Consider the following 13,637-nt stretch of genomic DNA (forward strand, 5'->3'; position numbering starts at 1 on the left):
GAATGGGAGAAAATAAAAATAAAGTAAGTATTAGTCTATTGTTGATTAGAATTATGTTAGGAATTGCGATGGCATTACATGGAATTCAAAAATTTATGAATTTATCAGACACAACAGATTTCTTTGTAAGCTTAGGCTTGCCAAGTTTTATGCCGATAATTATTGCCTTAATTGAAGTTGTCGGTGGTATTTTTATGATTATTGGTTTGTTGGTTCCGTTAGTTTCATTAGGTTTCATTGCAATATTGGGAACAGCTATCTTTATGTTGAAATCAACAAGTGGTTTTGTTAATGGGTATGAATTAGAGCTTTTATTGATTGTTATGAGCATTGCAAGTGGATATGCACATCTGAATAAAAAAATCATTCAATTTATGCCTCCTAGTGCATAAAAGAAACTACAATAAAAAGAGACAGAGCACACTCTGTCTCTTTTTATTATTATTCGCCTAAATCAACGTTGTGATAAACTTTTTGAACGTCATCTAAATCCTCTAAAGCATCAATTAATTTCTCGAAATTGACTAAATCATCACCTTCAAGAGTGACTTCGTTTTGTGGCAACATTTCTGTTTCAGCAACTGTGAATTCTTCAATGCCACTCGCTTTTAGTGCTTCTTGAACGGCGTGGAAATCAGCTGGCTCAGCATAAATAATCGCTTGACCATCTTCTTCTAAAATATCTCGTACGTCAAGATCTGCTTCCATTAGAATTTCTAATAGCTCATCTGCATCTTTTCCTTCGACACCAAAAACAGCTGTGTTGTCGAACATGTAAGCAACAGCCCCACTAACACCCATGTTTCCGCCATTTTTACCATAAGCAGCACGGACATCTGAGGCAGTACGATTGACATTATTTGTTAGTGCATCCACAATAATCATAGAACCATTTGGTCCAAAGCCTTCGTAGCGTAGCTCAGAATAATTGTCTTCATCATTTCCTTTGGCTTTTTCAATTGCCCGATCAATAATATGTTTAGGTACATTATAGGTTTTTGCTCGCTCAATGACGAATCGTAATTTTTGATTAGTATGAGGATCAGGATCACCTTGCTTTGCAGCTACATAGATTTCAATACCGAATTTTGCATAGATACGACTGGTATTCGTATCTTTTGATGCTTTTTTGTCTTTAATATTTGCCCATTTACGACCCATATTTTCACTCACCTTCTGATTTAAAATTCGCTTTACCATGTATCATTATACTGTTAAATGTAGGATTTGTTAAGGTCTTTTTTTAGAGTGGGTTTATAATTATCCAATCAGGTCGAAATTGGAATATAAAGTGAGATTCGTGGTAAACTACTATTAGAGAACTTGTGAAAAAAATTCTATCAACTATGAAGGCTAGAGGTGCTCTTATGAAGGATTCATTCATTACTAAAAAAGCTATTTCTGATGCGTTAATCGAACTGTGCCATTATAAGCGTTTTGATAAAATTAGTATTGCGGATATTACAGATAAATGTAGATTAAATCGTCAAACACTCTATTATCATTTTTCAGATAAGTATGATTTGTTGGAGTGGACGTATCAAGTAGGTGCTTTTAGCTATTTAGCTGAAGGAGTAACACTGGAAAATTGGGAAGAACATGTTTTAAAAATGTTGATTGAAATCAAAGAGAAAGCTGATTTTTATCAAAATACAGTTAGCAGTGATTCTGAAATTTTATCAGCTTGTTTTTCTAAAGTGACAAGTACACTCTTTATGGAATTATTTGAGCGTTTAGATTTGGAGAATCACGTCAGTCAGGCAGATAGGTGTTTTTATGCCCGCTTCTTTTCTTATGGGTGTTGCGGTGTTTTAGTTGATTGGATTAAAGTTGGGATGAAAGAAACTCCTGAAACGATTGCGACTCAATTCGTTCGTTTAGCCAATGATACTGAACTGTTAGCCTATCAACGGTTACATGAAGGTTAACAAATAACTCAATTTTATTACTAGACAATTGTCTTGTTTTGTCTGAATTTAAGACAGTTCTTATAGATTGGCTAGAGTCAGTTCCGACTTTTTAAGATATACTCGTTTTATTAAGTAAAACGGGAGGGATTTTAGGATGAGTAAAAAAACAATCGGACTAATCGCAGCTGGTGCAACAGTTTTAGGTGCTGCCTATGGAACAAAAAAATTGCAAGAAGGCAAAGTTCAAGCAGATGAAAAAAAGGTAGATGAAGAAATAAAAGCGCGTTATTATGGCGACAAGCAAGTTTATTTTATTGGCGGTGGAATTGGTAGTTTATCAGGGGCTGCGTATTTGATTCGTGATGCAAATTTTGCAGGTAAAAATATTCACATTATTGAAGGTATGGACATTCTAGGTGGAAGTAATGACGGTTCTGGAACGATGAAGGATGGCTTTTTATGTCGTGGAGGCCGGATGTTAAATGAAGAAACCTATGAAAATTTCTGGGAGTTATTTGCTAGTATTCCTTCTTTAGAAATGCCAAATCAAAGTGTGACAGAAGAAATTTTAAATTTTGATCATTTACATCCAACTCATGCTCAAGCTCGATTAATTGATAAAGACCGGACTATTTTAGATGCGCATTCAATGGGATTTGACAACAATGACCGAGCATTAATGACAAAATTATTAGCAATGCCAGAAGATAAATTAGACAATAAAACAATTGAAGAATGGTTTGGACCACATTTCTTTGAAACCAATTTCTGGTTTATGTGGCAAACTACCTTTGCATTCCAAAAATGGAGTAGCTTGTTTGAATTTCGTCGTTATATGAATCGAATGATGTTAGAATTCAGTCGAATCGATACACTTGAAGGTGTGACACGCACTCGTTTTAATCAATATGAAAGTCTTATATTGCCATTAAAGGATTACTTGGATAAACATCAAGTTGATTTCAGCATGAATAAAACTGTAACAGATATTGATTTTAAAGATGGAGAAGGAATTACTGCCGAAACACTCCACTTTTCTGATGGATCAACAATTGACTTAAATGCTGGCGATGTTGTGATGATGACGAATGCGTGCATGACAGATAGTACGACAGAAGGTGATTTTAATACACCTGCTCCAGTGCCAGAAGAACGTCCAATTTCAGGAGAATTATGGTATAAAATTGCTCAAAAGAAAGCTAATTTAGGCAATCCTGAGCCATTCTTTGCACATGAGTCTGAAACGAATTGGCAAAGTTTTACGGTGACAAATCGTGGGGATGAATTATTGAAACGGATTGAACGCTTTACTGGAAATATTCCAGGTAGTGGTGCTTTGATGACGTTTAAAGATTCTAATTGGTTAATGAGTATTGTTGTTGCAGCGCAACCTCATTTTAAAGCTCAAGATGCGAATACAACTATTTTCTGGGGTTATGGTTTATACCCAGATCGCATTGGGGATTATGTAAAAAAACCAATGAAAGAGTGTACTGGGGAAGAAATTTTATATGAATTAATCTGTCATTTGAAATGGGAAGAAGACTGGGAAGACATTAAAGCAGATGTTGTGAATGTCATTCCATGTTACATGCCTTATATCGATGCACAATTCCAACCTCGTGCAATGAGTGATCGTCCACAAGTTGTACCAGAAGGAAGTACGAATTTTGCGATGATTAGCCAATTTGTAGAGATTCCAAAAGATATGGTCTTTACAGAAGAATATTCTGTTCGTGCTGCACGAATTGCGGTATATACGCTATTTGATATTAACAAAAAAATTATACCGGTGACTCCTCATAATAAAGATCCTAAAGTATTAGCTAAAGCAACTCAAACCATGTTTAGATAGGTGTGGAAAAAGCTGCTCTGATTCGTCTAAACTGGAAGGAAATACAGTCAATCGTGAACTTTCGATTGAGGAGATTTTCTGAAGTTTACGAGAATCAAGCTTTTGTAACCAGATAAAGATAGGTGTGGAAACGATTCGTCTAAATAAAACTGAAAACCCAAGACAGCCTCCATTAGTAGGAGCTGTCTTGGGTTTTAGTTTATTTCAATACGAATTTATTAATTACAGCCGCAACCGCATGTTCCCTAAAAGTTTCAGATGCAATATAATTAGCAGCTTTTTTTACATCAGGAGTTCCATTTTGAACACTAACTCCAAGTTCGGCAGCTTTTATCATCGTCAAATCATTTGTATTGTCTCCGATTGCAATCGTTTGGTTATGAGGAATTCCAAGTCGATCTGCTAAGCGTAATAAGGCAGAACCTTTGTTGACTCCTTGATGATTAAATTCAATATATCGATTTGATGAATAGCTGATATCAAATGCATCTTGAACAATAGGAGTAATATCTGCGTGGATTTGTTCTAAATAATGTTTATCTAGATTTTGATACAAAACTTTAACCAAGGGAATATCACGTAAAAACTCAATTGAGGGTTCGATTAGTTCAATGCAATTGTTGATACGACCATTAAGATACGCTTTTTCTTCTTCGTGAAAATTGTAAATATAGACGTCGTCTTCTGTATAGATATGCATACAAACATCATAATTTAGACCAAAATTAAAAAGTTGCTCGCCTTGTTCAAAAGTAATGCCATTGAACTCTAAGACTTGATTGTTTTTATTTTCAGTAATAACTCCGCCATTAAATGAAATCACATATTCTGCTGGTAAATCTGCTAACCCTAATTCGACTAAGGTATCTTGAACCGTTCGATAACCACGACCTGTTGCGATAACGAATTTGACACCTTTTTGTTGAGCTTGATGGATGGCTAATTTATTTTCTTTCGATACTTGTTTATCTTCACCAATGAGTGTTTCATCTAAATCACAAGCAATTAATTGATACATAAACGCATTCCTCCTAATTTGTTTCTTTCTCTATCATAAGCTGTGTAATGGATACCATGTCAAGTTTTATTTGTGTTATACTCAAGCTACTTATTTTAAACAAAGGAGTTGGATTTATGGAAGCTTTTCGTAAATTTATTCGGAAAAATCGTTTAACTTTTTTTATTGGTAACTTTATTGCCGCTATTTTTATTGTTGCCATAGCTGATTTAGTTTTTGGAAGTCAGCCTACTATCATCCAGACAGTAGTCTACGCTTTTGTCATAGCAACGGCATTTAGTATTTTTTATAAACCAGATCAAAAGGATAAATAATATAAGATTGTACATTTTTACTGTGGATTTATCCGCAGTTTTTTTATTTTTTCTACACAAAGGTACAAATTAAATTCTTAAGATTAGTGGATAATAGCCTTTGCAGAAGCAATAAAAAAATACATATGCTATACTAATAAAGTAGTTGTACATAGATAATTAAACAAATCAGGAGGGGAAAAAATGCAGAAAAAAGCAATGAAATTAGTGGTACTTGGCTTATTGTCTACTTCCGTGCTTAATATGTCTTTAAGTGTTTGGGCAGATGAGCTGGATAATAAAATCACTTCAAAAGAAACAAAAATTAATGAGGTTGCCCAACAAGAACAAAAAGTAGAGGCAGAATTGAAATCGGTCCAAACAGATATGGCAACAATAGAAAATACGGCGATTGAATTAGCAACAAAAGAAAAAGGGTTAAATCAAGATAAGCAACGGTTAAATGAAAATATTGAAAAATTAACGACAATCATCGATCAAAGAGAAGTTGAAATAGCTAATCAAGCTCGAGCAGCTCAAGTTAATGGCGATCCAGCTAATTATTTGCGAATGATTACAGAAGCTACTTCAATATCTGAAGTTTTAGGAAGAATTCATGCAGTCTGGACGCTAATTTCTGCAAATACATCTATTCTTAAAACACAAGAGCAAGACAAAAAATTGGTAGAAGCGAGCCAATTTGAAATTGATATGACCATTAAGAAACTAAATGAAACCATTTTAGCATCAGAGAAAAAGAAATCTGAGCTGCAAAATAAGCAATTGCAACAAGTTGTTTTACAAAGTGACTTAGCAGCAAGACGTAGTACAGAGGAAGAGCAAAAAAATAAATATATTGGCGAAAAAGAAGCGGCACAATTACAACAAGCTGAGAATGAGCGTTTGAAGAAAGTTGCAGATGAGCAAAAACTAGCTGAAGAAAAAGCTTTGGCTGCAGCAGCTAACAAAAAAACGGAGGATGAAAAAGTTCAAGCATCTAACCCGACGCCTGTTAGTGTCGTAGAACCAGAAAAACCTTTGGAAGTAACTCCGCCTGCACAACCTCAAGTACCAGCACCCACACCGGATCCTCCAACGGTTGGTTATAATGTACCAGCGTTATTAGCGGAGGCCCAGAAATGGATTGGAACACCTTATTCTTGGGGTGGTGGAAATACAAATGGTCCAAGTTTAGGGTTTGGGGAAGGTGCCAATACAGTCGGTTTTGATTGTTCAAGTTTTGTTCAATATGTCTTTGGGCGTTTGGGAATTGGCTTGCCACGAACTACCTATCAACAAGAATATCAAGGAACCTATTTAGAATTAAGTCAGCTTCAAGCTGGTGATTTAATCTTTTGGGGTGGTCGAGGATCGACCCATCATGTAGGGATTTATATGGGCGGGAACCAGTATATTCATGCACCTGAAACTGGTGACGTAGTGAAAACTTCGAGTGTTTCTTCCTATAATCCACCAAGTTTTGGTGTCCGTGTTCGATAAGATAAGCTCTAGCTAAAGTTATAAATCTATCAATGAACTAACCGAAAGACGGCTACTTACTTCTGATGACAAGTCAAAGGGAAGTAGCCCTATTTCTATTTGATACTGGAGGGGGAAAATGTTTATGGTGTATGCAGATTACCATGTTCATAGCGATTATAGTGATGATTCTTGGTATTTAATGGAAGATGTTGTAAAAGATGCCATTCAACTTGGTTTAGAAGAAATATGTTTTACTGATCATGTAGATTATGGCGTCAAACCAGATTGGCAGCCAGAAGATATATTTCAAATAGGAGCGAATAAAGAGGTTAAGAATGTTCACTATGACTTATATTTTTCTGAATTAGAAAGGTTGACCAAAAAATATGCAGATCAAATAAGAATAAAGACTGGCTTAGAATTTGGTATGCAAGTTCATACAATTGAGCCATTTGAAAAGCTTTACCACTCCCACTCTTTTGATTTTATTTTGCTATCAATCCATCAAATTGAAGATCAGGAATTTTGGTTAGGAGAGTTTCAAAAAGGACGTACTCATGAGGAAGTTTATGATTGTTATTATAATGAAATGTTGCAACTAGTGACTGCTTATCAAGATTATAGCGTACTCGCTCATATGGATTTAGTCAGACGTTATTTAGACAAGGAAGTTGATCTATTTCATTACAGTAAAGCTAAAATAGAAAAGATCCTTAAAATTGTGATTGCCAATAATAAAGGAATTGAACTAAATACCTCTTCGGAGCGCTATGAAATCAATGGTTTAACTCCTTCTATTGAAATTCTAAAACTGTATCATGAACTTGGTGGCAAGATTATTACAATCGGAAGTGATAGCCATAAGCCTGAACATTTAGCATGGAAAATCAAAGAATCGAAAGAATTGTTGAAAAGTATTGGTTATACACAGTTCTGTACCTTTGATAAGATGGAACCTATTTTTCATGATTTATAATAAAAAGCAGCTGAGAAATTTTCTCAGCTGCTTTTTTTTACGACTTAAAGCAATTCACCAAAGCGTTTAATATAGATTTTTTTCATAAAGGTTACTAAGGTTAGATAGGCGATAATCGTCAAGGCTAACCAACCAAAGAAGTTAAGTGGGAGTGGAACCATGCCCAAGTGAGCTCCTAAATTTGTATAAGGCAACACTGTTCCAACAGCAATTCCTAAACCTGTAACAGTGGTAACAATGAAAGATGCCCGACTTTGTAGGAACGGAACTTTTGGAGTCCGTAATGCATGAATGACTAATGTTTGAGACCAAAGGGATTCTACAAACCAACCAGCATTAAACAAAGCAGCAAAAATTAATTGTTTTTCAGGTGGAAGAGAGCTATAGCTTCCGCCTAAAACTTGTGGACAAATGACAAAGAACATTAACAGATATGTTGTAATATCAAAAACTGAACTTGTTGGACCAATCCATTTCATGAAAGATCCAATTGAAGAAGAATCCCATTTTCTAGGTTTTTCTAAATATTCTTTGTCGACATTATCCCAAGGAATTGAGATACATGAAATATCATAAATTAAATTTAAAAAGAGAACTTGAATCGGTAAGATTGGTAAGAATGGTAGAAAAGCACTTCCGACTAAAACAGAGAACATGTTACCAAAATTAGAGCTAGCTGTCATTTTAATATATTTAATGATATTTCCAAATATTTTACGACCAGAAATTAGCCCTTTTTCTAGAATTAATAAATCTTTTTCTAAAAGAATAACATCTGCTGATTCTTTAGCAATATCTACAGCTGTATCAACAGAGATTCCAACGTCAGCTTCTTTCATTGCAGAAGCATCGTTAATTCCATCACCCATGAAACCAACTGTATGGTCATTATTACGCAATGTTTTTACAATCCGTGTTTTTTGTTGCGGAGATAGTTTCACAAAAATATTGTTTTCTTCAACTACCGCAGTTAGCTGGGCATCATCAAGCGAATCGATATCAGTACCAAAAATAACATTTTTTACTTTAATCCCAACTTGTTTACAAACAGTTCGGGTGATTTTTTCGTTATCACCTGTCAGAATTTTTACAGCTACTCCATTTTTAGCTAAGGCTTCAAGTGCGGGTTTTGTTGTTTCTTTTGGTGGATCAAGGAAAGCTAGATAGCCCATCAGTACCATATCTGACTCATCTTTAACTGAAAATTCACCAATTGCTGCTGGATTCGTTTTTTGAGAGATAGCGATAACGCGTAAACCATCCTCATTTAGATCATCAACAGTTTTCAATATTTTATTTTTTAGAGTCTCAGTCAAAACGGTGACTTCGCCCATATATTCTACATGAGAAGAAATACTCAACATTTCTTCAACGGCACCTTTAGTAATCATTTGTGTTTTCCCGTCTTGGTTTCGAATCACGACACTCATCCGTCTGCGATTAAAATCAAAAGGAATTTCATCTATTTTTTCGTATTCATTAATGGGAATGTTTAATTCATTTTGACTTGCTTCGATAATCGCTAAATCCATTAAATTTTTAAGACCTGTTTGGTAATAGCTGTTGAAGAAAGCATGTTTTAGAAAACGATCATTTTCTTTACCTAAGACATCTAAATGGTACTCTAAGACAATTTTGTCTTGTGTTAATGTCCCTGTTTTATCGGTACAAAGCACATCAATTGCACCAAAATTTTGAATAGAATTGATATTTTTTATGATAGTTCCTTCTTTAGCCATAGAAAGAGTTCCTTTGACTAAGTTTGTTGTCACAATCATGGGCAACATTTCAGGTGTTAAGCCTACTGCGACTGATAAACCAAATAAGAAAGCTTCTAACCAATCGCCTTTTGTTAAACCGTTAATAATAAAGACAGCTGGTGCCATTAGCGCCATAAAACGAATCAATAACCAAGAAACAGAATTAATCCCTTTTTCAAAACTAGTATCACCTTTTTTTCTTGAAACATCATGGGCAATACGGCCAAATTGCGTATAAGGGCCGACTGCAATAACGATGCCCATTGCTGAACCACTCACAACATTGCTGCCCATAAAAGCTAAATTTTCATAGTCCATCACGTTGGAATTTTTTGTGTTCGGAGCTAAATCAATTTCATATTTTTCAACAGGATTACTTTCACCTGTCATGGCAGCTTGGCTAATAAATAAGTCTTTTGATTTCAAAATTCGGATATCAGCTGGTATCATATCTCCAGCTGATAGGTGAACGATATCCCCGCAAACTAATTCTTCCATTGGAATTTCAGTTTTCCCGCTAGTGCGTCTAGTTACTGTCGCAGTCACTTTAACCATGGTTCTTAGCTTTTCAGCTGCATTGGTTGAACGAACGGATTGAACAAAAGTTAATAAACCACTGATTGTCACCATTGTAACGATGATGATTACTCCTGTTAAATCTTTATCTGCTGGAGCAGCAATCCAATAATCCGTAACAAATGAGATGGCAGCAAGTAGTAATAAAACAAGTGTAAAAGGATTGATGAAAGCTCGTACAAGTTTAGCTGGAATGGATTCAGGTTTTTCATGCTGAATTTCATTGCTACCATATTTTTTACGCGTTGTTAGAACCTCATTTGTATTTAATCCATCTAGTGATGAACTAAAGTGATCGACCACCTTTTTACGATGAGAGGTTGCTGCAAATTTATAAATTTGATCGGTTACTTTATAGTTGATTGTTTTCTTTTTAGCCATTGAAATAGCCTCCTTTTTATAGACGATGAAACAAATTGTCCGTTGTCTCATCAAGAATGAATCGCAACTTAAATGAGCAACGATTATTTTTCTTTTCGTTTGATGAATAAATACCAAGTGATAAGTGCGGTTAGATAAAATCCCAAAATCCTAAAAATGGTTTCCATAATTTCAACCAACTTTCCTTAGGGAATAGAGCAATTTGAATGGAATTTAAGCAATAGAAAAAGCCTTTTGTTGCATGAAGGCGCAACAAAAGGCTCGTTAAATAAGAGTTACCTTCGTTGAGCTTTAGCACTATATAACGTAAAAAACGAACACATCGTTTTTAGCTACCTTATGGAAAGCCTTAATTCGACAATCCCTGTTCTACCCATTGGCATCTTTCGATATTTTTGGGCAGTAGCCTATGTTTATATAGGAGCCTCACCTAACAGTACCGATTTTAAATCGGCAAATATATAATTGTTTAATTGATTTAAAATGGTCAACTAATTATGTTGCTTGATTTATTGACTAGTCTATCATGCTAGAAAGCGAGGACTAAATAGCATGAGGCTAGCCTAATAAATTAAAAGCTCATAGCCAAGATAACTTCTCTTGTTTTTTAGCTGTTTTAAAATAAAAGTTTTTTGTTTGTTTATCATAGTAGTACAGTTGCTTTTGTCCGTTATCGGCTACATAAATAAAATATTTACATTTAGAAGTTTCGTAGCTTTTGATATTTTTAATTCCATAAAAACGAACAAAGCGCACAATTTCTTGTGTGTAATCCATATCTTTCACGTCCTAACTAATGGCACTTAGTTAGTTTTATTGATAGTCAAAAATTGGGAGGTTATCCCAACTTGATTCGCACTAGTGCCATCTTTATTTTGTTGTCGATCCAATTGTTTACCTCCACCAATCTGTTGACTTAAATTATCTTATCGAATTGTGTATGAAGCTAGCTGGGCATAAAAAAGCCCTCATCTAGGGTAGACGAGGGCAACAAAAATAAATCTACCACTCGTCGAGTTTTAGCACTATGCAACGTAAAAAGTATCATTCTACTTTTAGCCATCTTATGGAAAGCCTTAATCCGACAATCCCTGTTCTACCCATTGGCATCTTTCGATGTTTTTGGGCAATGGCCTATATTTGCATAGGAGCCTCACCTAACTGGTAACACTTTAATTAATCGTTCTGATGTATCAACGGGTTCATTGTAGCACCCTATTCAGAAAATGACAACCCCTAAAAATTAAGTGAACTGTCTGGAAAGTTGAATAACAAATCGTTTTAAAGCTGAAAAGATGATTAAATCAGCATTTATTTCCTTAATAGAAAATTAATTTTAAAACAAGAATAGAGTGGGACTTAATTCTAGAGATAAGAACTGACATTTATACTGTTAGAATTAAACAAGTTGGTTTTTTAAAGATTCATTAATTGTGAAAAATAAAATTTTAATGCGTTATTTTAAACGTGAATCTAACGAATTTAAGGCAGTGTTTTAATAAATTAAATCAGTCGCTAGGTAGGTTAGTTATAAGCTTATATCTATTGTTAATTAGAGTGTTTACCAGTCGAATTTGCTTGTTTTAATAGAGGCGGAATGTTAAAATGGGGGCGAATTCAAAAATGGGAGTGTAAATGTTTTTATTTGTTATTTTTATATAAAAAGGGGATGGGGTATGTGTATAATTTTTTAAATAATGAAGCGAATAGAAAGTTGAAGTTTATTGAAATACTCCATCGACAGGATGATTGGATCACCCTTTCTAAGATTGCAGAAGAGTTGGACTGTTCGGATAAAATATTACGCAGTGACATTAAGAAAATAAATATTGATTTTAGTCCATTTATGATTATTTCTTCACCAAATGGTGTGCTATTAGAATATCCTCACACTATCAATATTGAATATATTTACAGTAAAACGTTAAGAACTAGTATAGAATATCAAATTATAGAACATTTGTTTTTAAATCCGGGAATTACTATTACAGAATTATCGGAAATTCTCTATACTAGTGAGCCAGGTTTGAGAAGAAAAATCAAAGCATTATCTAGACAAACAGAGGAATCAGGTTTTAATATTGAGATTATAGATAGCCACTGCAACCTAGTAGGTGAAGAAGCACAGGTTCGTAATTTTTTAGTCTATTATTTTTTTGAGAAAATGTATTATGAGGATGCACCATTTAGCTCTACTGAACGTCAAGTAGTCGGGAAAATAATGGATTATTTTGAAAAAGAGTATAATAGAAGTTATGGAATGGATGCAAGAAAAGAGATGGAAAATTATCTGATCATTTCTTTAAGAAGAGTTTTGGCTGGAAGGAATTTACTCACAGAGGATATACGAAGAAAGAATGTAGCAATCCGTTATTCATTGTCCTTTGTAGGGATACTAGAGGACTCTTTTTTAAAACGTGAATTTTTCCACGTGTTTAAAATAGAATTAAATCAATCCTTATTGGAAGAAATTACCTATGTTTTTACGACATATCAATTTTCTTTACCAAATCGAGGTCCGAAATTTGATGAAAAAGCATTTTTTCAAGGTCTTGGGGCAAATATCGGAGAGCGAATTATTCAAATATCGAAAGATTTACAAATTCCATTATATAATATAGAAGATATTCTTAAACGAGTAGCAGTAGATTTGGCAATTTATGTTGGTCCGCTTTTTGTTTTACATGATCGCAATAAGTTATTTGTTTCTAGATTAGAGCGTAATTATCCTGCATTTATTCAGTATTTAAAGCAATCAATTAACAGCTTTGGTGAAAAATATGATAATGAATTCGAAGAATCTTTAATAAACCAATTAATTTTTTCTACAGTGATTGAATGGAAAGGTCTTTTGACTCATTTAAATAATTATCATGCAAAAGTAAAAGTCAGCTTACTAGTAGATGGTTCAATAGAATTTGCGAACTATTTAGCTGCATTGATTGAGCATCAACTGGGACAAAAACTTGATATCGCTTATATCTTTAATAAACAAACTAAAAATCAGCAAAGTGAAATTGAAAAAAGTCAATTGTTGGTAACGACAATTTCAGAATATGATTCTCATGGTGTTCCTTCTATACGTATTGATCGTAATCCAAGTTTGAATGATTTAAAGCATATTAAATCTTTGATTGAAGAGATTACTAAAGAAGAATTTAATCAAAGATTAGCTTAAACGTATCAATATAAACGAATTTGAAGATTGTGTTAGAGTAAATAAAGAAAATAGCAAAAGGCAGCTAAGGAGGAAACTCTTTGGCTGCCTTTTGTGTTAGTAGTGAAGGAAGAGGAGTTCTATTTTTAATTTTTGGTAGTAAGAAATTTTTCATATTACGTAGATAAAAAAATTTCTAGACCTCCGGTAAAAATTGAAAACACAGGTT

11 protein-coding genes and 2 riboswitches are annotated in these 13,637 nt (G+C 34.1%); of the genes, 7 read left to right on the forward strand and 4 right to left on the reverse strand.

What is annotated here, in order from left to right; translation table 11 throughout:
* Positions 1 to 2 precede the first annotated feature (2 nt).
* Positions 3 to 392 (forward strand): DoxX family protein, encoded by a 390-nt coding sequence (locus tag BR77_RS12625; protein WP_015077645.1) that lies wholly within the window; start codon positions 3 to 5, stop codon positions 390 to 392.
* A 49-nt stretch (positions 393 to 441) separates the two neighbouring features.
* On the opposite strand, the gene BR77_RS12630 is transcribed toward BR77_RS12625, so the two are convergent.
* A complete protein-coding gene (locus BR77_RS12630) occupies positions 442 to 1,161 on the reverse strand; it encodes a YebC/PmpR family DNA-binding transcriptional regulator (protein WP_010053508.1) in 720 nt (239 codons plus the stop codon).
* 206 nt (positions 1,162 to 1,367) lie between these two features.
* Between BR77_RS12630 and BR77_RS12635 the strand changes: the two genes are divergently transcribed.
* The gene (locus tag BR77_RS12635; protein ID WP_015077644.1) at positions 1,368 to 1,928 is read left to right on the forward strand and encodes a TetR/AcrR family transcriptional regulator; all 561 of its coding nucleotides are present in this window, start codon (positions 1,368 to 1,370) and stop codon (positions 1,926 to 1,928) included.
* A 136-nt stretch (positions 1,929 to 2,064) separates the two neighbouring features.
* On the forward strand, positions 2,065 to 3,765 hold the full coding sequence (locus BR77_RS12640) for an oleate hydratase (RefSeq protein ID WP_010053510.1): 1,701 nt from the start codon (positions 2,065 to 2,067) through the stop codon (positions 3,763 to 3,765).
* Positions 3,766 to 3,964: 199 nt separating this feature from the next.
* On the opposite strand, the gene BR77_RS12645 is transcribed toward BR77_RS12640, so the two are convergent.
* Positions 3,965 to 4,783 (reverse strand): Cof-type HAD-IIB family hydrolase, encoded by an 819-nt coding sequence (locus tag BR77_RS12645; RefSeq protein WP_015077642.1) that lies wholly within the window; start codon positions 4,781 to 4,783, stop codon positions 3,965 to 3,967.
* Positions 4,784 to 4,899: 116 nt separating this feature from the next.
* On the opposite strand from BR77_RS12645, the gene BR77_RS12650 reads away from it, so the two are divergent.
* From BR77_RS12650 to BR77_RS12660, 3 genes are all read left to right on the forward strand, one after another.
* Complete coding sequence (locus BR77_RS12650) at positions 4,900 to 5,097, forward strand: hypothetical protein (RefSeq protein WP_010053512.1); 198 nt, start codon at positions 4,900 to 4,902, stop codon at positions 5,095 to 5,097.
* Positions 5,098 to 5,280: 183 nt separating this feature from the next.
* Positions 5,281 to 6,576, forward strand: coding sequence for a C40 family peptidase (locus tag BR77_RS12655; protein ID WP_035065257.1), 1,296 nt, complete (start codon positions 5,281 to 5,283; stop codon positions 6,574 to 6,576).
* Positions 6,577 to 6,700: 124 nt separating this feature from the next.
* Entirely contained in the window at positions 6,701 to 7,534 is an 834-nt protein-coding gene (locus tag BR77_RS12660; protein WP_016356657.1) for a histidinol-phosphatase HisJ family protein, read from the forward strand.
* A 44-nt stretch (positions 7,535 to 7,578) separates the two neighbouring features.
* On the opposite strand, the gene mgtA is transcribed toward BR77_RS12660, so the two are convergent.
* On the reverse strand, positions 7,579 to 10,251 hold the full coding sequence (gene mgtA, locus BR77_RS12665; RefSeq protein ID WP_035065260.1) for a magnesium-translocating P-type ATPase: 2,673 nt from the start codon (positions 10,249 to 10,251) through the stop codon (positions 7,579 to 7,581).
* A gap of 270 nt (positions 10,252 to 10,521) precedes the next feature.
* Positions 10,522 to 10,696, reverse strand: a riboswitch (M-box (ykoK) riboswitch).
* A gap of 134 nt (positions 10,697 to 10,830) precedes the next feature.
* Complete coding sequence (locus BR77_RS12670; protein WP_010053518.1) at positions 10,831 to 11,028, reverse strand: hypothetical protein; 198 nt, start codon at positions 11,026 to 11,028, stop codon at positions 10,831 to 10,833.
* Positions 11,029 to 11,249: 221 nt separating this feature from the next.
* Positions 11,250 to 11,423, reverse strand: a riboswitch (M-box (ykoK) riboswitch).
* Positions 11,424 to 11,848: 425 nt separating this feature from the next.
* Here BR77_RS12670 and BR77_RS12675 point away from each other — a divergent pair.
* Positions 11,849 to 13,429, forward strand: a complete 1,581-nt coding sequence (locus tag BR77_RS12675) for an AcpB/EbpR/MafR family transcriptional regulator (RefSeq protein WP_236700890.1) — start codon at positions 11,849 to 11,851, stop codon at positions 13,427 to 13,429.
* Positions 13,430 to 13,637 lie beyond the last annotated feature (208 nt).

It is taken from the genome of Carnobacterium maltaromaticum DSM 20342 (genome assembly GCF_000744945.1).
GTDB classification, from domain to species: Bacteria; Bacillota; Bacilli; order Lactobacillales; family Carnobacteriaceae; genus Carnobacterium; species Carnobacterium maltaromaticum.

Coding starts and splice junctions, on each gene's coding strand:
- BR77_RS12645 (WP_015077642.1), bottom strand. CDS start 4,783: ATGTATCAATTAATTGCTTGTGATTTAGATGAAACACTCATTGGTGAA.
- BR77_RS12650 (WP_010053512.1), top strand. CDS start 4,900: ATGGAAGCTTTTCGTAAATTTATTCGGAAAAATCGTTTAACTTTTTTT.
- BR77_RS12670 (WP_010053518.1), bottom strand. CDS start 11,028: ATGGATTACACACAAGAAATTGTGCGCTTTGTTCGTTTTTATGGAATT.
- BR77_RS12675 (WP_236700890.1), top strand. CDS start 11,849: ATGTTAAAATGGGGGCGAATTCAAAAATGGGAGTGTAAATGTTTTTAT.
- BR77_RS12640 (WP_010053510.1), top strand. CDS start 2,065: ATGAGTAAAAAAACAATCGGACTAATCGCAGCTGGTGCAACAGTTTTA.
- BR77_RS12660 (WP_016356657.1), top strand. CDS start 6,701: ATGGTGTATGCAGATTACCATGTTCATAGCGATTATAGTGATGATTCT.
- BR77_RS12630 (WP_010053508.1), bottom strand. CDS start 1,161: ATGGGTCGTAAATGGGCAAATATTAAAGACAAAAAAGCATCAAAAGAT.
- BR77_RS12625 (WP_015077645.1), top strand. CDS start 3: ATGGGAGAAAATAAAAATAAAGTAAGTATTAGTCTATTGTTGATTAGA.
- mgtA (WP_035065260.1), bottom strand. CDS start 10,251: ATGGCTAAAAAGAAAACAATCAACTATAAAGTAACCGATCAAATTTAT.
- BR77_RS12655 (WP_035065257.1), top strand. CDS start 5,281: ATGCAGAAAAAAGCAATGAAATTAGTGGTACTTGGCTTATTGTCTACT.
- BR77_RS12635 (WP_015077644.1), top strand. CDS start 1,368: ATGAAGGATTCATTCATTACTAAAAAAGCTATTTCTGATGCGTTAATC.